Origin of the sequence: Bacillus cereus group sp. MYBK195-1, from assembly GCF_051916605.1 — a bacterium.
In the GTDB taxonomy this organism is placed as follows: Bacteria; Bacillota; Bacilli; order Bacillales; family Bacillaceae_G; genus Bacillus_A; species Bacillus_A cereus.
Genome location: NZ_JBQAGZ010000002.1, coordinates 1,117,524 through 1,137,691, shown reverse-complemented (window position 1 = coordinate 1,137,691; position 20,168 = coordinate 1,117,524). Strand labels below are relative to the sequence as shown.

Here is a 20,168-nt window from a genome sequence, read left to right as displayed (position 1 = left end):
TAACCTCCTGAATTTTTATTAAACTCCTAACGTAGCACCGCCATCAACACATAAATTGTGCATTGTAATATGACTTGCTCTATCTGAGGCTAAAAATAACACTGCTTCAGCAACTTCTGAAGGTTGTGCAATTTTTTGTAATGGAATTCCGAGTCTATATGTATTTTGAGAACCAGCAATTATATTTTTAGCTCCATTCTCATCAGCCCATAGTAATCTTTGCATCTCAGTTTCAGTAGAACCTGGAGAAACTAAGTTGCAGCGTATATTGTATGCCGCAAGCTCTAGTCCTAAACATTTCATAAACATCGTCGTTGCGGCCTTTGACGCAGCATACGCAGCCATCTCCATTCTTGGCGTATTTGCCGCATTTGAACCGACTGTAACAATTGCCCCCGATTTTCTTAACATCATATTTTTACTTACCGCTCGGGACATATTGAAAACCCCTGTAGTATTTACAGAGAATGTTTTATTCCAATCTTCATCACTTAACGAATGAATTGGTCCCATACGTAAAACCCCTGCAACATTTATTAAAATATCTATTGGCGCTATTTCATTTGCAATATGATTTACCATGTCTTCAACAGCGGCGCTATCACTCACATCTAAACGAAACGTTTTCATACGTGTATTGTTTAATTCATTTTGATTTAAGAGTACATTTAACCCCTCTTCATTTTGATCAACCGCAATAACTGTGGCTCCTCTTTCTAAAAACATTTTGGCAACGACACTGCCTATGCCTTGTGCTGCACCTGTTACTAAAACTGTTTTCCCATCAAATTCCCCTAAGTTCATTTTCTCTATCCTTTCACATAAACATTAATTTCATTAAGTAACACCGATGATATTGATTTTCATTATCAGTTGTGTTGTAAAAAATAATACACTTACTAAACTAATTGGTCAAGTGCGCATTACTTTAAAATTCATTTTATTGATAATGTTTTTCATTTACCATCTTACACCGAAATGATAATGTTTCTCAATAAACTTGTCAATCTTTTTTTATTTTTCAGATAAACCATTTTAATGCTTCTTAATAAAATCATATGTAAACGCATTAAAAGTACTTATATTATAAATAAAATTCAAAGTCCTCTTTTTAAAATTGAAGAAACTAAACTAGAGATACGTTCATTTACAATGCTTTATGAAAAACTCAAGTATATATTTTCTCAATATTTTTCTGAAAATATATCTTACAAATACTAATGAATGTCTTCTTTATCATTTAAGATTTAATATATATTTCGAATACGATGTATCAATTTATTATATTCCAAATGGGTATTCCACTCACTTTTACATCTATAAAAATCCCAAAAGTAATTTAACCTTGTTAAAATAACTCATAAAAAAGCATCCTAATTAATAGAATAGGATGCTTTTTCGTAATCATAGTGTTATAGAAGATTTGTATACTTATGCTACGCTACGATACTCTTCTTCTTTTTCTTTTTTCTGTTTAGGTGCTTGAATTAAAATTGCGATAATGAATGACACGACACATAATACACCTATTACCATGAACGTTGGTTTGAATCCACCTAGAAGTGCACCGATAAAGGAACCTGCAAGCGCCCCAAATCCAAATCCTTGATACACAATTCCGTAGTTCTTACTATGGTTTTTCATACCGAAGAAATCACCAACAATAGCTGGGAAAATAGTGATATTTCCACCAAAGCAAAACGCTACACTTGCTACACATACGAAGTAAATACCATAATTTAAATCTACAAAACTTAGAACTAAGACTGAACTCGCCATAACAACAAAAGTACCAGTAACGATTTTTAAACGCCCAATTTTATCCGATAACGGTCCTAAAATGATACGACCTAATGTATTGAAGATTGCAACCATAGCCACCGCATTAGCAGCTGTTGCTGCGCTAAGTCCTACAAGTTGAACACCAATGTCTTTTACCATACCAATTAAGTATAAGCCACTCATACATGATGTAAATAACATGATAAATAATAAGTATACTTGTTTTGTGCCTAACATTTCTTTCGTTGTGTATTCCTCAGTTTTTGTTTCATGAACTGCTCCTTGATCTGCAGCTTGATGGATTAAACAAGCACCAATTATAATCATAGCTGTAACAATTAAACCCCAGTATATAAATGCTTGGGATACACCAACTGATTCAATCAACTGTGCGTTAACGTATTTAAAGATTAAGCTACCTGAACCATATGCAGAGACAGAAATACCAGCAATTAAACCTTTACGCTCTGGAAACCACTTTATTAAATTTGATAGTGAAGTGATATATGCTGTACCATCTGCATAACCTACAACAACTCCCGCTAGTACATAAAGTAATATTAGTGAGGATGCTTGTGAACTAAGTATTAATCCTAGTCCTAATGCTAATCCAGCCATCATAATAAGTTTACGAAGTCCCCATTTTTCTTGCAATTTACTCGCAAATAAAGTTGAAAATGCTAAAGAAAGACTAGTAATTGAGAAAGTTATCGCAACAGCGTTAAGACTCCAACCATATTTACTAACTAAAGGCTGATTGAATAAACTCCATGTATATATCGTCCCAAGCCCCATTTGTACTATAACTGTGCCAAGGACAACAAGCCATGGATTAACAGGTGATTTTTTCATACCTTTCCGCCTCCTCTTTCTATTTCAATGCTATTCGCTAAATTTACTTTTTTTATGTTCATTTTGGTCACCTCTTTTGATTTGACACCTTCATTGTATAAGATGTTTTTGTTTATGTAAGCACTTACAAGGTAGAGCGTCAAAAACGTAGAATCAGTTACAAAAAACGAAGGATGAAATACAAAAACTACTTATTAAATACGTAACAGTTATTTAATAAGTAGTTTTTGTATAAGCTCGATTTACATTTGTTTTTGAACCCTTTTTTAAAAAGTGAAACTTTAATCAGCCCTCACCAATCGGGCTTTTACGGGCAACAGGGCCCTCGCCTAACTTCTTTGCTTCCACTGAATTTTGAGGCGGGGGTCTTACTGCCCAACAAATAGCGGGATAAACTTAAATAAAATATAACTTTTAACATAGGAGTACTTTATACTCTTCTATTAGAGAACAAATTTTTTTCCAATAAATAAAACTAAATATTCACTAATATATCTATCCGTGGTTTAATATATATAATAAAAAAATATTTCTGTCTTTAATGAGGAGGTACTATGAAAGCAAACGTAGGGGATACTATACTTTTTCAACGAAATAATTTAAAGATTACAGGATCTGTATTAAAACTTTATACTGAATCGGTCTTAGTTGAAATTACAAATGTAAGCGGTGGTACTTTTGAATTTGATCGAACAATTGTAAACCATAAAAACTATAAAGTTTTAAATACAAATACATAAAACACCACAAAATAGCCCCTGCTCAACAGCAGGGGCTATTTTATATAAAAATATTTCACTAGTTTATATACCCTAAAACATTAACAATCTTACTCGCTTTTAAATTGTTAATATGATAATAAATTTCTAAACCTCTTCTCTCTGCTCGTAACACTTTACCCTTCATTTTTGATAAATGTTGTGAAACAGTAGATTGCGGAATATTCAGTAACTCTGTTAATTGTGTTACATTACAAGTTTTTCTCGTACTTAATTCATTTACAATTTGCAGTCGGATTGGATGCGCCATAATTTTTAAAATATCTACATCTTCTTCTGAAACTAAAGTTTTTCTCATTTCACTCGTATATGTTGTCATAAGACATTCCCCTTTTATATGAATTCCATATTCATAAGATCTATTTCCAAATTTTTTAAAACCCTTGATTAAAACTTTCATATAGAAATAAAAGGATTTTAAATTTTTGAAAACAGAACTTACATTCACTTTATTTATTTATTTGGTACATATACATAATACAATGTTAATATGTGCTCTATGTGAAGTTCACATAAATTTGTGATGAAGATTTACTTAGCCACTCGCATCCTACTCATCTAATTACCCACTGCATAAAATCATCAGTTATTTTAACACATTTTAGGCGTTTGTATATACTATTTATAAAACAACTTTTATAAAGGGAGGATTCATATGCCTACAGCGTTACAAGAAGAAGTCGAAGAAGCACGGGAAACATATGTCAGTCGTATCATCTTAGTTGGAGGATCGACTTTATTTTTAGTAGGCGGGGTTATATCGGCAATTTCAGCTTTTAAAGCTTATAATCGTTTGGAGAATACGCCGCCTTCTACAGATAATTCATAGATATTTTATAAAATAAAACGTCGCCTCCAATATGAAGAGACGACGTTTTATGATTCATACATATGATTCATACATATGACACTAAAAGTATCGATAGATTCCCTACTCCATTTTCTAAGCTTACTTCACCACAAACCTAGTCTGACTACATCCATCCTTCTGCTTCGTTACTTCTAATACAGCTGGCATTGCGTTTTTCAGCTCTTGAACGTGTGAGATGACACCGATAAATCGGCCTGATTTTTGTAAGTCAATTAAGGCATCTACTGCTTTCGTTAATGATTCTTCATCTAATGAACCGAACCCTTCATCGATGAACATCGTTTCGATAGAAATACCACCTTCATATGCTTGAATGACATCTGCCATTCCTAGCGCTAAGCAAAGTGATGCGTTAAATTTCTCTCCGCCGGATAATGTTTTTACATCGCGCGTTTGGCCAGTGTATGCATCGTACACATCTAAACCTAATCCACTTTGGCGGTTTCTTTTTTCAACTCGCTCACTTCGTTTTAAATAAAATTGTCCATTTGATAATTTACGTAGTCGTTCGTTTGCGATTTGAACAATTTGTTCTAAATACTCAATTAAAATGTAACGTTCAAATGATATACGACTTTCGTTATCACCTTTCATTACTTCATATAAATCAACAAGTTCTTGGAAGGCTTTTTCTTCCTCGTGAATTTGTTCGTCAATACGTCTAATGTTTTCATGTAAATCAGAAATATATGTTACCGCATTTTGCGCACGTTGACGTTTTTCTTTAATTATATCGAGATTAATTTCTAGATCTTTTATGTGTTCACCTAAAGATGTAATATCCATATACTCTTTATCTTTTAATTCTGAGTTTAACTCTTCAATTTGTTTTGCAAGTACTTCAAGCGATGAATAATAACCTTGAATTTCTTTTTGTAATATCTCCATCTCGGCATCGCTTAATTTGGCTTCTTTATACGTGAATTGATCTGTAAACCCACTTTGTTCTAGCTCTTTCATAAAGCGTGCGAAAGTCTCTTCTTTCTTTAATTTTGCACTTTCAAATTGATTAGAAGCACCTTTTTGTTCAGCTTGAATACGTATATTTTCATTTTGCCAATGCTGATACGCTTCCTGCACTTTCTTCCATTCGTCCTCCATTAACCTAAGTTCCTGCATAGCTTGATTAAACTGTGCTTCCCAAGCTTGTACTGTTTGTAAGTTTTCTGGAATATTTCGTTTATCATGTTCATATGACGTACGAAGTTGCATACACTCCATTTCTGTACGGTGCTGCATTGTTTCCACTTCTCGTTTTTGTTTCTGAAGTTCTTCTATTTTTTCTTCTACGCTTTTCATGTTCGCAGCAATCTGCTTACGTGTTTCTTCACTTGCTTTTAACGTATTAACATCTGCAGCTAATTGTTTTCCTTTTTGAACAAGTGCACTATATGTTTCAGCTAATTTTTCCGAATTGTAGCCGCGCTTCACAACTTCTTCTATCACTTGTTCATATTGTAGTCGATAGAAATTCCATTTCTCCTCTACTTGCACATGGAATTTTTCAGCAATGTTCTTCTTATCTCTTAAATCGTTTAACTCTTTTTCATCGATCGCATTACTTTGCTCTGTAGCTTTTTGTGGATGATTCGTACTACCACATACCGGACAAGATTCACCGTCATGTAAATGAAGAGCTAATATACCAGCTTGTTCACTTAACCAGCGGCGCTCTATGTTTTCATATGCACGAACTGCCACTTGCATTTTATTATTTGCCGCTTCTTTTTCTTGCTCGAATTTTTGTTTTTCTTGCCAAACATCATATGCTTGTTTTAAAACTTTTGCATCTTCTCGCATATTCGTTAGTTCTTCCACTTTAGCTATATATTGCTCAAGTGCTTGTTCTAATTGCTGCAATTCATCAGACATTCTCTGTTTTTGGTTTGTATGCTCTTCTAGTTGTTGATCCAACTTTTGCATACTTTCTTTTAATTTCCCTATTTGAATTTCGGCATTTTGTAAATTCAACTTTCTCTCAGCTAATGATTCAATGATCGCTTGTAACTCTTCTAATCTTTGAACAAGTTTTTTAGCATCTTCTCGTTCAGCTTCTTTATTCTTTACTACTTCATACTTCTCCTGAGCAAGTTCAAAGCTATTCATTATCTGTTCTTGTTTGACGATTATCTGTTTTAACAAACTTTCAGCTTTCTGCTCATTTTCCATCGCTTCTTCATACCATTGTTCAAATGGTAATAAGTGCTTTGCTTGTTCCGCACGTTTAAAGAATTTTTCTTTCCTTTCAATTGCTGCACGGTTCTCTTGTAAAGTGTTATATTTCTCATTCTTTTGTTGTAAATCTATAAATTTCTCATTTACAGATTTTGCTGCATGAAAACGTGTTTCTGCATCCTTTAATTGCTTCGTTTGAACATCTTGTTCTACTTGTAATTGCTCAACCTCTGCCTTATACACGGTTGTTTCTTGTTCTAACGCTTCTACTACTTGATGCGTATTTACATGTTCTTGTGCCACTAATGTCTCTAATAATGCTCCATCACGGATTGGTAATTTAAAAACATTACGGAAGTATAACTCTCGCTCTTTCTGCTTTTCTTGTAAGACGTCTTTCCATTGTTTTCGTTTTTGGTCAAGTAACTCACGCATTAACTTATAACGATCCGTTTTAAAAATACGACGTAAAATCTCTTCTTTGTTTTCCGTCTCAGATGTTAATAATTTTCGGAATTCCCCTTGGGGTAACATAACAATTTGGCTAAATTGATGTTTACTTAACCCAATTAAATCTTCTACTTTTTTGTTTACGTCTGTTACATGAAAACGATCGACGGCTGGAACGTTTTCTCCATCAATAACTTCATATAATTCTACTGCATGTCCTGTAATGGTCTTATTCCCTTGTTTTTTATGTCCAAGTTGTCGTTTTATTTCATAGCGTTTCCCTTTTAATTGAAAGGTTAGTTCAACACTTGTATAAACATTATCATCAGCAAATTGACTTCGAAGCATGCTCGTATCACTACGTTCTTCTCCACTAGCCTCACCATATAACACATAACAAATCGCATCAAAAATCGTTGTTTTTCCAGCTCCTGTATTCCCAGAAATAGCGAAAATACGATGTTCTCCAAGATCTTCAAAATCGATTATTTCTTTCTGTTTATATGGCCCGAATGCTGTCATAATAAGCTGAATCGGTCTCATCCTCGTTCACCTTCCCGTTCTTGCACTGTTTGTAATACATCTATAAATAGGCGTTCTTTCTCTTCTGATAAATCTAACCCTTTCATTTCTTTATAGAAAGCCTTTAAAAGAGATAAATCATCCGTTTTATGTCTTGAAACAGTTACTTCATTTGTATCTGTGAGTTCTCGTCTTTGCATCGCTCTTTCAACGTGCATTGCATTTGGATATACAGATCGTATTTTCTCCATTGGCTGTAAGACAGGGTTTTCGTCTAATAATTTTACAAATACGTAATCTTCACTTACTGGGTGCTGTAATAATTCATCTATTTTCGCTTCTACTGTTCGCATTTTACGACGTGGTGAAAGTAACCTTTTTTCAATTGCTACTTCACCAGTTTCATTCAGTTCTACAATGTAATAACCTTTTTTATGTTTCTCTTCAGAAATTGAATAGGCAAGTGGTGAACCTGAATATCGAATCGTCTCATTACGTACGAAATGCGCTTGATGTAAATGTCCAAGCGCTGTGTAATGAAACTTATCAAAATAATGACTATTTACATATTCAGCACCACCAATTGAAAGTGGTCGTTCTGCATCACTTGTATTCTCCTCCGCTTCTCCTGAAGAAGTTACAAATGCATGTCCAACAAATACATGTCTAGCTTCTTTATCCATCGTTTCAGAGAGCTCATTCATAAAAATGCGCATCGCATCATCATGAGAACGTACGTCTTCATTTTTCAACACGTGCCTCACTATGCTTGGGTCTGCATACGGTATTAGATGGAAGTGAACCTCTCCATATTCATCATTTAGTACAACAGGTTCATACGGGAATTGAAATTGACCTGCAATATGCAAGCCCTGTTTTTTCATTAAACTACTTCCAAAATGGATACGATCCGGACTATCATGATTACCAGCTACTGCAATAACTGGTGTTTGTAAATCAATAACTATTTTTTGCAGCACATCATTTAATAAGTCTACTGCTTCTGTAGGTGGAATTGCTCGATCATATAAATCCCCTGCAATAATTACAGCATCAGGTTTTTCTTCTTCAACAGCCTGTACAAACTGATCTAATACAATCTTTTGGTCTTCAGTCATATACACGCCATGAACAAGCTTACCTAAATGCCAATCCGCTGTATGAAATAACTTCATATTTTTCTACTCCTTTTAATTTACTGATTTTAGTGAAACGAGTTGATAGTTTATTATAGTTTTTCCGTTCTCCCACTCTAGCTTTAATATCGTTGCACTTCCAATTCTTTCTTCATTTGATTTATATAAAGGCAATATTTCTTGAACTGTAAATAAGTGATAACCATCCAATATTAATTGAAATATATTTTCTTCAATATGTAATCTTACTTCTTTTTCATTTGAAATAATTTTTGTGTGCATCTCAAATTTCATGATAGATACAACCCCTTTTTATAATCTCTACATTTTAATAGTATAGTGGCTATGCAAGATTGACAAGTACATACACAGCAAAGTACACACTTTTCTATTGTTATATGTTTTATGTATTTTATATAAAATACGGTATGTGAAATTTTATATTTTTCCCAAAATAAAAATGCCTATTGTGACATCTTTATTTTTGTATAAAGTCTTTCATTACATAATATAAAACGGTAATTAAAACGATTGCGACGAAAAATGAGAACACTGCGACAATGTACCCATCTTTATTTAATAAAATACAGAATGAAATAGATATTATAAAAATCGGAAATACGAGACGTACTTTATCCTTCACTTCTTCTGTCGTATCTGTATGATGAAAATACTGCGTTATTCCTATCATTAAAGAAGACAAAATAATAACCGACAATAGTAAAGGTCCTGGCATTCCGATTTCTCCTTTCTCTATTTCTAATTCAGTGTAAAATTTTTTATTACAATTGTACGATTCATTTTTTCTTCAAACACTCTTTTTAGAATTGATAATGAACAATTCACACCTATATAATAGCGCTTTTATCATTATAACTTCAAATAATTACACTTACAGTAATGTTGTAATATTCCCCCTCAGTCTCTGAAATCCTGCAAAGATAACTCGTCAAAATATGCGGTGACCAAATTAATATTTACCGTCAACTTTTGACGAAATTTATAAAGGACATTTCAGTACATATCAAGAATTAAGAATAAGAAGATATGTAAGGGAGGATGCATTATGACTGAACACGTTTTATTTTCTGTTAGTGAAAACGGCGTTGCAACAATTACTTTAAACCGTCCAAAAGCACTTAATTCTTTATCTTATGACATGTTACAACCTATCGGACAAAAACTTAAAGAGTGGGAACACGATGAGCGTATTGCACTTATCGTGTTAAAAGGAGCTGGCACAAAAGGTTTTTGTGCAGGCGGCGACATTAAAACTCTTTATGAAGCGCGTTCCAATGAAGTGGCATTGCAACATGCAGAACGTTTTTTTGAAGAAGAGTATGAAATTGATACATATATTTATCAATATACAAAACCGATTATTGCTTGTTTAGATGGAATTGTAATGGGCGGTGGTGTCGGTCTTACAAATGGTGCGAAGTATCGCATTGTAACTGAGCGTACGAAATGGGCAATGCCAGAGATGAATATCGGCTTCTTCCCAGACGTCGGAGCTGCATATTTCTTAAATAAAGCGCCTGGATATACAGGACGATTCGTTGCTTTAACAGCATCTATTTTAAAAGCTTCTGACGTATTATTTATTAATGCTGCTGATTACTTTATGACATCTGATTCATTACCAAAGTTTCTTACTGAACTTGAAAGTGTAAATTGGCATAAAGAAGATGATGTACATACTAATTTAAAAGAAGTTATTCGTACATTTGCAACTGCTCCAAACTTAGAAAGCGAGCTTGCTCCTTCAATAGAAGTAATCAATTCACATTTTGCTTTCGATACAATTGAAGAAATCATCCATTCATTGGAGAAAGATGAAAGTTCCTTTGCTCTAAAAACGAAAGAAACACTGTTATCAAAATCCCCTATTTCACTAAAAGTAACATTAAAACAGTTTATTGATGGAAAAGATAAATCCGTTAAAGAATGTTTCGCTACGGACCTTATACTTGCTAAAAATTTCATGAGACATGAAGATTTCTTCGAAGGAGTACGCTCCGTTGTCGTTGATAAAGATCAAAATCCGAATTATAAATATAAACAGTTAAGTGACGTTTCAGAAGAAGATGTGAATCGTTTCTTTAACTTACTTAATGCATAAAATGAAACTGTCATGAGGGGGTGTTTCGTTCATCCCCCACCTAACTTCTTTGCTTCAGCTAAATCTTGTGCGGTAAAAATCTTACTACCCGCAAATAGCGGTATAAAATCGAGGCTATATAGTAGCTGTAATTACAGCTACTATATAGCCTTTTTATTTAATGCTTTTTAATAAAATTTAATTTTATTAAATCCATTTTTGTGCTACACTGATTTTAATCAAATATTCTAAAAATAAAAAGGAGGGGCGGCTATGATAGAAAATTATCTTCTTTTCATCATTATGTCTATTTGCCTTATCATTTTACCTGGTCCAGATACAGCAATGGCTACGAAAAATACATTGGTTGCTGGTAAAGTCGGTGGAGTGAAAACAGTGTTTGGTACATGTATTGCACTATTAATTCATACTTTAGCTGCTGTAATTGGTCTTTCTGCACTTATTGTAAAGTCAGCTCTTTTATTTTCTATTTTCAAGTACGTTGGGGCTCTCTATTTAATATATATCGGTATTAAAGCCCTTTTAGCAGTAAGAAACAAAGAAAACTTAGATGCAAATGATCTATCTTTGAATAATGAAAACGAACATACTTCTTGCTTTCGCCAAGGATTTCTTACAAATTTATTAAACCCTAAAGTTGCAGTATTCTTTTTAACGTTTTTACCGCAATTTTTAAATCCAAATCATAATACGTTTATCCAACTACTCGTAATGGGCCTTACTTACCTCGTTTTAACAGCCATTTGGTTCGCTTTTTATATATTTTCAATTGATAAAATTAGTGCTTTTATGAAAAAACCGAAGACGCAACGTTATATTCAAGGGTTAACGGGAGTCGTCTTAATTGGTTTTGGTATTAAACTTGCTTTTGAAAAAAGTAATTAACAAGATGAAAACCACCACTATTAATAGTGGTGGTTTTCATTTAATAACTAATTTGGCTGTTTATTTTATATTAAAACCAGCGCTCAGTTACAACTTTTTTACGTGTATAGAATTGAACGCCATCTGTACCATTTGTACCTAAATCACCAAAGAATGACGCTTTGTTTCCTGCAAATGCGAAGAATGCCATTGGTGCTGGAACATTTACGTTTACACCGATCATACCAGCATCGATATTATCACGGAACGTTTGTGCATGTTTACCGTTTGACGTATAAATAACTGCACCATTTGCAAATTTAGATTGATTTGTTAGTTTAATACCTTCTTCTAAATCTTTAACTCGTACAATGCTTAATACTGGAGCAAAAATCTCATCTTGCCAAATTTTCATTTCTTGATTCACGCCATCAAAGATTGTTGCACCTACAAAGTAACCTTCTCCAACTTCTTCCTTAATTTTACGGCCATCTACTAATAAAGTTGCCCCATCTGCTACACCGCTATTAATATAGCCTAAAACGCGCTCTTTATGAGATTCACGGATTAATGGTCCAACATAGTTCTCTTCGTTAAAACCATCGCCTACTTTTAATTTTTTCGTTTCTGCTACTAATACATCAATGAATTCATCAGCAATTTCATCTACTACTGCTACTACTGAACATGCCATGCAGCGCTCTCCACTACTTGCGAATGCAGATCCAATTACACCTTGTACTGTTTTCTCAAGATTGCAATCTGGCATTACAATCGCATGGTTTTTCGCACCAGCTAACGCTTGTACACGTTTCCCGTGTTTCGTACCAGTTTCATAAACGTAACGAGCTACCGGCTCAGATCCAACGAATGAAACAGCTTGAATATCTTTATTTTCTAAAATGCTATTTACAACATCTTTTCCGCCTTGTACTAAATTTAATACTCCTTTTGGAAAACCAGCTTCATAGAATAACTCTACAAGTCGCTCCGCTAAAAGTGGCGTTCTTTCAGATGTTTTTAATACGAATGTATTACCGCAAGCAATTGCAAGTGGGAACATCCATAACGGAATCATCATCGGGAAGTTAAACGGCGTAATACCAGCAACAACTCCGATTGGGTAGCGCCAAATCGATCCATCAATTCCGCTAGCGATATTCGGAAGTGCTTGACCCATCATTAAATTTGGCGTAGATGTTGCAAGTTCTACCGCTTCAATACCACGCTGTACTTCACCTGTTGCATCCGTTAGCGTCTTACCATTTTCTAGCGTAATGATTTTTGCAAGCTCATCTTTGTTTTCTTGTAATAGCTGTAAATATTTATATAAATTTCTTGAACGATTCGGAACTGGTACTTTAGACCATGTTTCAAATGCTGCTTTTGCCGCTTCAACAGCTTTTTCGACATCTTCTTTTGGAGATAGTGGAACGTAAGCGATAATTTTCCCAGTCGCTGGATTTGGCACTGCTTCTACTTCCGTACCTGTCGATTCAACCCACTCACCGTTAATGTGATTTTTTACTCGTTTAATTTCAGTTGTAATCATTGTATTCTCTCCTTTGTATAATTTATTTTTGATTAGAAATTAATTGCTCGCTAACTTTCTTATATAAAGCAGCCATATCGTTTTCACCATATCCAGCTTGACTCGCTTCGTCATATACGTTTAATAACATTTCGCTTATCGGTAAATGGAGTTCGCTTTCCTTAGCTAAGTCAACTGCAAATCCTAAATCTTTCTTCAATAAATTCACAGTAAATCCTGGCTCGTAGTTTTCAGGTGCTATAAAACTTTTATAATTACGTTCATAAATTCTACTTTGACCGTAACTTACATTTAAAATATCAAACATTTTATCTAAATCCATATTGTTCTTTTTCGCTAATGTTAAAGCTTCACTCACACCAGCTGTATAAAAACCAATTAATAAGTTATTAATTAACTTAACAGTTGTACCACTATCAATCTGCTCACTAACGTGGAAAATGTTCGCGCCTAGTACGCCCATGATAGATTCCGTTTTCTCATATACCTCTTTTGATCCACCAACCATAAACGTTAATGTACGGTTTTCGGCTCCGATTACACCACCGCTCACAGGTGCTGCTAAAAAGTCTACTTTCCTTTCCTTTGCAGCTTCCTCTAACTGTTTGTTTAACTGCGGCGATACCGTACTTGTATCAATGAAAACTACATTCGAGTGACCATTTTCAAATAATCCTTCTGCTCCAAAATATACCGCTTCAACAGCGCGAGGTGAAGGTAAACTTGTAAAAACTACATCACATGTTTCTGCTAGTTTTGAGATTGATAGACCGATAATTCCGCCTTCTTTTTCAAAGGACGCTTCCGCCTCTTTATTTAAGTCCACGCCATATACTGTGTAACCTGATTTAACTAGATTTTTTGACATTGGAAGACCCATGTTACCTAAACCGATAAAACCAATCTTTTTCATATCGCTTTCCTCCTATTTACACAATATATTTCCCACGATTTATAATAGCTTTCGCAATTTCTCTCTTCTTCGTAAATACGTTCGTGTATACAGGCACTAATAATTGACGGATTTCAGCTAAAATCACATGTCTATCTTGTTCTTCTGTGACAGCTGCTGAAAGTACAGAAATCGCCGCTTCTTCTACTTTACGGTATCCTTCTTCACAAATAACATCCGTTATTAATTGCTTCGTACGTTCTTTTTCCTCACCATTTTTACTTACTGCTTTTCTCGTACGTAAAAACGCTGATTCCATGACGTACACGTCCGTCAACATATTTGAAATTACACGTGAATATTCTTGTTCTTGGTCAATTTTTAGACCCGGAGTTTTAGAGAGCGTTTTCAAAGATTGTTTCAACAATTTTTTCGCTAATAAAATGTAACGATGGTTTCTTTCGACATTTGCTACATCACTTTCTACTTCAGTATCTTCTAATTGTTCGATTTGCTTCATTAACATTTTAGCAACTGTTAATCTATTAATTTCGTTCGTCCCTTCAAAAATACGACTAATTCTAGCATCACGATATAATCGTTCTACCTCATATTCTTGCATATAACCGTAACCACCATGAATTTGTACAGCTTCATCTACGATATAAGCAAGTGTTTCAGAAGCATTTACTTTATTCAGTGCACATTCAATTGCAAATTGGGACATTTTCTTCATAAGATCCTCATCGCTCTCATGAATTGCTTCATCAATTACACCTGCTGTACGATAAGCTGCACTTTCGGCTCCATATGTAGCAATGATCATATTTGCAATCTTCTCTTGAATCATCGTAAAGTCTACTAATTCCGTTTGGAACTGTTTTCGCTCTTTTCCATATTGAACCGACAAACCAATTGCTTGTTTTGCTGTTCCAATATTTCCAAAAGCAAGTTTAAGTCTAGCAAAGTTAAGAATATTAAGAGCTACGTGATGCCCTTTCCCAACTTCCCCTAAAACATTTTCAGCAGGGATGACAACATCTTCTAAAATAAGAGTCGCTGTTGAAGAACCTTTAATCCCCATTTTCTTTTCTTCTAATCCAATAGATACACCTTCACATGTTCTTTCGACAATAAACGCTGTCATTCCTTTATTTGTCTTCGCAAAAACAACGTATACATCTGCCATATGAGCATTTGTAATCCATTGCTTCTCACCATTTAACTTCCAAGCTGTTCCCTCTTCATTTAATACGGCGCTTGTTTTTGCGCTTAATGCATCCGAACCAGCATTTGGCTCCGTTAAAGCATAAGCCCCAATCCATTCTCCCGATGCGATTTTCGGTAAATATTTTTCTTTTTGCTCTTTCGTTCCATAATATATGTAAGGCAATGTACCGACACCAGCGTGTATATTAAAAGAAACGCTAAACGCACCAGCGTAACCCATTTTCTCTGCTACAAGACCTGAGACAGCCTTTCCTAACTCGAACCCGCCATAATCTTCTGGTACCTCAATGCCTAATAATCCAAGTTCCCCAGCTTTCTCAAATAATTGACGAGAAACTTTATAGTTATGTTGTTCAATATTCTCCATTTGTGGAACAATTTCTTGTTTAACAAATTGTTCTGTCGTTTTTGCGATTAAATCTTCATCACCTGAAAAATCTTCTGGTGTAAAGTAAGTATGATTTATATCTTTCTTGAGTGAAAAAAATTCATCCCATGGTAACTTCGTTTTCTCCATATGTATCCCCCTATCATTCGGCTTTCATAGCTTTTTGCTTATGCTCGTCTACGATGAGTGGAATATCTTTTTTGAAAATAGAAGGCGATGATTTTTCACATCAAGCATTTTATTTTGCCAAAGATGTATTTTCATCGCCTTCGCTGCTTTATCTATTGATCTTCTGATAATACTGTTTTTGCAATACCAGTATCTAACTCTTCAAAGTCATGATATGAAATTGTTTCGTATAATTCACTTCTCGTTTGCATATTAGAAAGTGCATCTTTTTGAGAACCTGTTTCTTTAATTAAAGCAAACACATTTTCATACGCTTTCGCTGCAACGCGAAGTGAAGTTACAGGATAAATAACCATTTGGAAGCCCATATTCGCAAATTCCTCTGCACTATAATATGGAGTTTTTCCGAATTCAGTCATATTCGCAAGCAAAGGTGCATTTATCTTACTATTAAATAGACGGAATTCTTCCTCTGATTGAAGCGCTTCAGGGAAAATTGCGTCTGCACCTGCTTTTACATATGCATTTGCTCTTTCAATTGCTTCATCTAATCCTTCAACGCCGCGAGCATCAGTACGTGCCACAATGTATAAGCTCGGTGCAACTTCTTTAATCGCTTTAATTTTTTGAACCAATTCTTCTGTAGTAACAAGTTTCTTACCATTTAAATGTCCACATTTTTTTGGTAATTGCTGATCTTCAATTTGGACAGCTGCTACTTTCGCTTCCATCATTTCTACAGCTGTTCTCGCCACATTTAGTACACCACCAAATCCTGTATCAATGTCAACAAGAACAGGTAAGTCTGTAGCTCTTACTAAATCTCTTGCTCTCTCAGCCACTTCAGTAGACGTCACGATACCTAAATCTGGTAAGCCTTTACTTGCAGTATAAGCAGCTCCTGATAAATAAAGAGCTGAAAAACCTGTATTTTTTGCAACTAAAGCCGCCATTGCATCATGAGCACCTGGAATTTGCAAAATTTCATTTGCTTCTACTAAAGCTCGGAATCGATTCGCAAGCTCCTCTTGTGTTGACTGCTTTTTCACAACCCAAGCCATTCTAAATTCCCCCTATTATTAAATTAAGAATAGATCTACAAATTCGTTTACATTCATATTTTCTAGTTTTTCTTCATTTAAACAAACTTCATGAATTTGTTCTTGTTGCTTACTAGAATAATGACCTGCCATATTTGCAGTGAATTTTTGAACAACTTTTGGAATTGCTTCGTCTCTACGGAAGCGGTGACCAAGTGGATATTCACATTCCACATTTTCTGTTACTGTGCCATCTTTAAAGTGAACTTGAACAGCGTTGGCGATTGAGCGCTTGTTCGGGTCAAGGTAATCTAAACTGTACTGTTTGTTTTCAACAACAACCATCTTATTACGTAATTCATCTACACGTGGATCGTTTGCTACTGCATCTTCATAATCGTCTGCAACGATATCTCCTTTTAATAAACCAATTGCCGTAATGTATTGTAAGCAATGATCACGATCAGCTGGGTTATTTAATGGACCTTCTTTATCAATAATACGAATTGCTGATTCATGAGTTGTAATTGTAATACGGTCAATTTCATCTAATCTCTCTTTAATTTCCGGATGCAACTTCACTGCACATTCTGCAGCCGTTTGTGCATGGAATTCTGCTGGATATGACACTTTAAATAATACATTTTCCATTACATATGACTCTAGTGGTCTTGCTAATTTTAATTCTTGTTTATTGAATAATACATCTTGGAATCCCCATCCTGGCGCAGATAATGCTGTTGGATAACCCATTTCACCTTTTAGAGCAGTCATTGCAAGATGAACACCGCGGCTCGTTGCGTCACCTGCAGCCCATGATTTACGTGAGCCCGTATTTGGAGCATGACGATATGTACGAAGACTAGAATTATCAATCCACGCATGTGATAATGCATTAAAGATTTCTTCACGTGTTCCGCCAAGCATTTTCGCAACTACTGCAGTTGTTGCTACTTTTACATATAATACATGGTCAAGACCAACTCTGTTTAAGCTGTTTTCTAAAGCAAGCACGCCTTGAATTTCATGTGCTTTAATCATCATTTCTAATACTTCACGTACTTTTAAAGCTTCTTTTCCTTCTGAAATACGAACACGGCTAATATAATCTGCAACTGCTAAAATTCCGCCTAGGTTATCAGATGGATGTCCCCACTCTGCTGCAAGCCAAGTATCGTTATAGTCTAACCAACGGATCATACATCCGATATTAAATGCACCTTTTACTGGATCTAGTACATAAGACGTACCTGGTACACGTGTACCATTTGGCACGATTGTTCCTGGCACAACTGGTCCTAGTAATTTCGTACATTCTGGATATTGCAGTGCTAAAATTCCACATCCAAGTGTATCAAGTAATACGTAACGAGCTGTACTGAATGCTTCTGCACTAGTAACCTCTTTATTTAATACATAATCGGTAATCTCTTCTAATAATGCATCTTTTTGCTTAATTTCATTTGTTTTAATCATGCTATTCTTCCCTTTCTGTCGAAAATTCGTTATTATTAATGATGGGTGTCGGTCAAACACCCATCTGGCGGGCGGCGCTAACAACTCCCCAGTTGTTCTTATTTACTAAGTACATGTCGCTCGCCAATATAATTTACACGTGGACGGAACAAACGATTATTTGCATGTTGCTCAATAACGTGCGCACATAACCCCACTGTTCTAGAGCTAAAGAAGATTGGTGTGTAAAGTTGAATTGGAATACCTAGCATCCAATATACTGGAGCTGCATAATAATCAAGATTTGGATAAATTCCTTTTTCTTTTTCCATAATCTTTTCTCCAGCTTCACACATTTCATATAGTGTATAATCACCTTTTACATCACATAACTGTTTTAAAGCTTCCTTCATCATCAGTGCTCTTGGATCCATCTTCTTCATATAAACACGGTGTCCAAAGCCCATAATTTTTTCTTTGTTATATAGTTTCTTCTGTAATAACTCTTCAAATTTCTCAACATTACCAGCTTCTAAAAGCATGTACATAACCGCTTCATTTGCACCGCCATGTAAACTTCCTTTTAAAGATGCAACTGCACCTGTTAGAGCACCGTATAAATCTGATTGTGTTGATGCAATAACGCGAGCTGTAAATGTAGAGTTTGGCATTTCATGCTCACTATATAAAACAAGGGAACGATCAAAGATCTTTTCCTCAAGTTCAGTTGGTTTTTTACCAGTTAACATATAGAAGAAATTCGCACTATATGATAATTCTTTAAGAGGTTCAATTGGCTCCTCATTATTTAAAATATGATAGCTATTTGCTACAATGTTTGGCACTTTACTTAACAGCTTGTACCCTCGGCTTTTATTCACTTCTAACGAGCGGTTTTCGATATCATTATCGTAACCAGCTAACGCTGACACACCTGTACGTAATCCATCCATGGGATGCGTCTCTTTAGGCAATGCCTTTAGTACGTTGAATACACCTTCTGGTACTGCATATTCTTCTTTTAATTTCTTTTCAAGTGTTGCTTTTTCATCTTCATTCGGTAGATGTTCCTCCAATAAAAGGTGCACAATGTCTAAATACTCTTTTGTTTTTGAGAGTTCGATTAAGTCATACCCTTGAATTACAATTTCACCTTTTACTGTGTCAAGAAACGAGATTTTCGTCTCCGCTGCCACTATACCATCTAATCCCGGGGAAAATTTTTCTTCAGCTTTCATCATTATTTCCTCCAATCCTAATAGATCTTCGTGCACATAACTGTAAGCCTTTACAATATTGTGAAACTACATTTCTATTTCAATGTATCAGAGTTTTTAGAAGATTTCAATTTATTTTATAATGATAAGTTTCCTACACTTTTCTTACTGTAACAATACAATTTTTTGAAAATAATTCTTATATTTTATAAAGAAAGGATAGACTTCTTTGCGTATTTTCAAAAACAAGATATAAAGATTTTTCATATAACACCGCCAAATATACAATTATTCTAATTTTATTTGAGAAATAGAAAAAACGAGCTGTACATAAATACAGCTCGTTACTATATGATATTTATTTCAATATCTCTTAAATATAATTTTTATATAAAACTTATTCATTTTTAATAAAGTTATTATTTTACATAATTAAATTGAATTTCTTCCATTTCCTCATGATAACTTACAAATAAATCATAGTTTTGAAAATACCAAAGATTATCAGAATCTACAAAAAATATAATACCTTCCTTCTCAACTGACACTATTTCGCCATCGGGTTTCTCAGCAACAACCCCTAAAGAATATCCGGGCTGAATTGAACTATTCCCTCCGTACCTTACAGTAAAACGTACAGATTCACCGTGCTTTATACGTAATTCTTCCTGGAACCATTGCAGAGCCTTACGATCAATTGAAATTCTCATCT

At 34.6% G+C, this 20,168-nt stretch carries 18 protein-coding genes; 4 read left to right on the top strand and 14 right to left on the bottom strand.

Going from position 1 to position 20,168, the window contains the following annotated elements:
- Positions 1–18 precede the first annotated feature (18 nt).
- Together dhbA and ACTFRY_RS15540 are read right to left on the bottom strand one after the other, a co-directional pair.
- Positions 19–804: a 2,3-dihydro-2,3-dihydroxybenzoate dehydrogenase gene (gene dhbA, locus ACTFRY_RS15545; protein WP_001048430.1), complete on the bottom strand. Its 786-nt coding sequence runs from the start codon at positions 802–804 to the stop codon at positions 19–21.
- 627 nt (positions 805–1,431) lie between these two features.
- The gene (locus ACTFRY_RS15540) at positions 1,432–2,634 is read right to left on the bottom strand and encodes an L-lactate MFS transporter (RefSeq protein ID WP_098616756.1); all 1,203 of its coding nucleotides are present in this window, start codon (positions 2,632–2,634) and stop codon (positions 1,432–1,434) included.
- Positions 2,635–3,188: 554 nt separating this feature from the next.
- On the opposite strand from ACTFRY_RS15540, the gene ACTFRY_RS15535 reads away from it, so the two are divergent.
- On the top strand, positions 3,189–3,374 hold the full coding sequence (locus tag ACTFRY_RS15535; RefSeq protein ID WP_000646793.1) for a YkvS family protein: 186 nt from the start codon (positions 3,189–3,191) through the stop codon (positions 3,372–3,374).
- A 58-nt stretch (positions 3,375–3,432) separates the two neighbouring features.
- Here the strand turns inward: ACTFRY_RS15535 and ACTFRY_RS15530 are convergent, their stop codons facing one another.
- Positions 3,433–3,732, bottom strand: coding sequence for an ArsR/SmtB family transcription factor (locus ACTFRY_RS15530; RefSeq protein WP_000214801.1), 300 nt, complete (start codon positions 3,730–3,732; stop codon positions 3,433–3,435).
- Positions 3,733–4,068: 336 nt separating this feature from the next.
- Here ACTFRY_RS15530 and ACTFRY_RS15525 point away from each other — a divergent pair, with 336 nt between their 5' ends.
- Positions 4,069–4,242, top strand: coding sequence for a hypothetical protein (locus ACTFRY_RS15525; RefSeq protein ID WP_001141668.1), 174 nt, complete (start codon positions 4,069–4,071; stop codon positions 4,240–4,242).
- A gap of 120 nt (positions 4,243–4,362) precedes the next feature.
- Here the strand turns inward: ACTFRY_RS15525 and ACTFRY_RS15520 are convergent, their stop codons facing one another.
- The 4 genes from ACTFRY_RS15520 to ACTFRY_RS15505 form a co-directional block, all read right to left on the bottom strand.
- Positions 4,363–7,452, bottom strand: a complete 3,090-nt coding sequence (locus ACTFRY_RS15520) for an AAA family ATPase (RefSeq protein ID WP_061664873.1) — start codon at positions 7,450–7,452, stop codon at positions 4,363–4,365.
- Positions 7,449–8,606: an exonuclease SbcCD subunit D gene (locus ACTFRY_RS15515; protein ID WP_000765150.1), complete on the bottom strand. Its 1,158-nt coding sequence runs from the start codon at positions 8,604–8,606 to the stop codon at positions 7,449–7,451. The genes ACTFRY_RS15520 and ACTFRY_RS15515 overlap by 4 nt, the downstream gene beginning before the upstream one ends.
- Positions 8,607–8,621: 15 nt before the next feature.
- The gene (locus ACTFRY_RS15510) at positions 8,622–8,861 is read right to left on the bottom strand and encodes a DUF2584 family protein (protein ID WP_000667345.1); all 240 of its coding nucleotides are present in this window, start codon (positions 8,859–8,861) and stop codon (positions 8,622–8,624) included.
- Positions 8,862–9,045: 184 nt separating this feature from the next.
- Positions 9,046–9,303 (bottom strand): hypothetical protein, encoded by a 258-nt coding sequence (locus ACTFRY_RS15505; protein WP_001119409.1) that lies wholly within the window; start codon positions 9,301–9,303, stop codon positions 9,046–9,048.
- Positions 9,304–9,633: 330 nt separating this feature from the next.
- Between ACTFRY_RS15505 and ACTFRY_RS15500 the strand changes: the two genes are divergently transcribed.
- Positions 9,634–10,689, top strand: coding sequence for an enoyl-CoA hydratase/isomerase family protein (locus ACTFRY_RS15500; RefSeq protein ID WP_000134923.1), 1,056 nt, complete (start codon positions 9,634–9,636; stop codon positions 10,687–10,689).
- A 252-nt stretch (positions 10,690–10,941) separates the two neighbouring features.
- Entirely contained in the window at positions 10,942–11,574 is a 633-nt protein-coding gene (locus ACTFRY_RS15495; protein ID WP_098616755.1) for a LysE family translocator, read from the top strand.
- A gap of 70 nt (positions 11,575–11,644) precedes the next feature.
- Here ACTFRY_RS15495 and ACTFRY_RS15490 read toward each other — a convergent pair whose 3' ends face one another.
- The 7 genes from ACTFRY_RS15490 to ACTFRY_RS15460 form a co-directional block, all read right to left on the bottom strand.
- Positions 11,645–13,105, bottom strand: coding sequence for a CoA-acylating methylmalonate-semialdehyde dehydrogenase (locus ACTFRY_RS15490; protein ID WP_000633346.1), 1,461 nt, complete (start codon positions 13,103–13,105; stop codon positions 11,645–11,647).
- 22 nt (positions 13,106–13,127) lie between these two features.
- The gene (locus ACTFRY_RS15485; RefSeq protein ID WP_044796251.1) at positions 13,128–14,018 is read right to left on the bottom strand and encodes an NAD(P)-dependent oxidoreductase; all 891 of its coding nucleotides are present in this window, start codon (positions 14,016–14,018) and stop codon (positions 13,128–13,130) included.
- A gap of 16 nt (positions 14,019–14,034) precedes the next feature.
- Positions 14,035–15,744, bottom strand: coding sequence for an acyl-CoA dehydrogenase family protein (locus ACTFRY_RS15480; RefSeq protein ID WP_000415984.1), 1,710 nt, complete (start codon positions 15,742–15,744; stop codon positions 14,035–14,037).
- Between the two features lie 152 nt (positions 15,745–15,896).
- On the bottom strand, positions 15,897–16,805 hold the full coding sequence (gene prpB, locus ACTFRY_RS15475) for a methylisocitrate lyase (RefSeq protein WP_061664875.1): 909 nt from the start codon (positions 16,803–16,805) through the stop codon (positions 15,897–15,899).
- 18 nt (positions 16,806–16,823) lie between these two features.
- Positions 16,824–18,260 carry a 2-methylcitrate dehydratase gene (gene prpD, locus ACTFRY_RS15470; protein ID WP_000598123.1) on the bottom strand — a complete coding sequence of 479 codons (1,437 nt, stop codon included), beginning with the start codon at positions 18,258–18,260 and terminating at the stop codon, positions 16,824–16,826.
- A 98-nt stretch (positions 18,261–18,358) separates the two neighbouring features.
- Positions 18,359–19,480, bottom strand: a complete 1,122-nt coding sequence (gene mmgD, locus ACTFRY_RS15465; protein WP_001987369.1) for a citrate synthase — start codon at positions 19,478–19,480, stop codon at positions 18,359–18,361.
- A 395-nt stretch (positions 19,481–19,875) separates the two neighbouring features.
- A complete protein-coding gene (locus ACTFRY_RS15460) occupies positions 19,876–20,166 on the bottom strand; it encodes a HesB/YadR/YfhF family protein (protein ID WP_001222847.1) in 291 nt (96 codons plus the stop codon).
- Positions 20,167–20,168 lie beyond the last annotated feature (2 nt).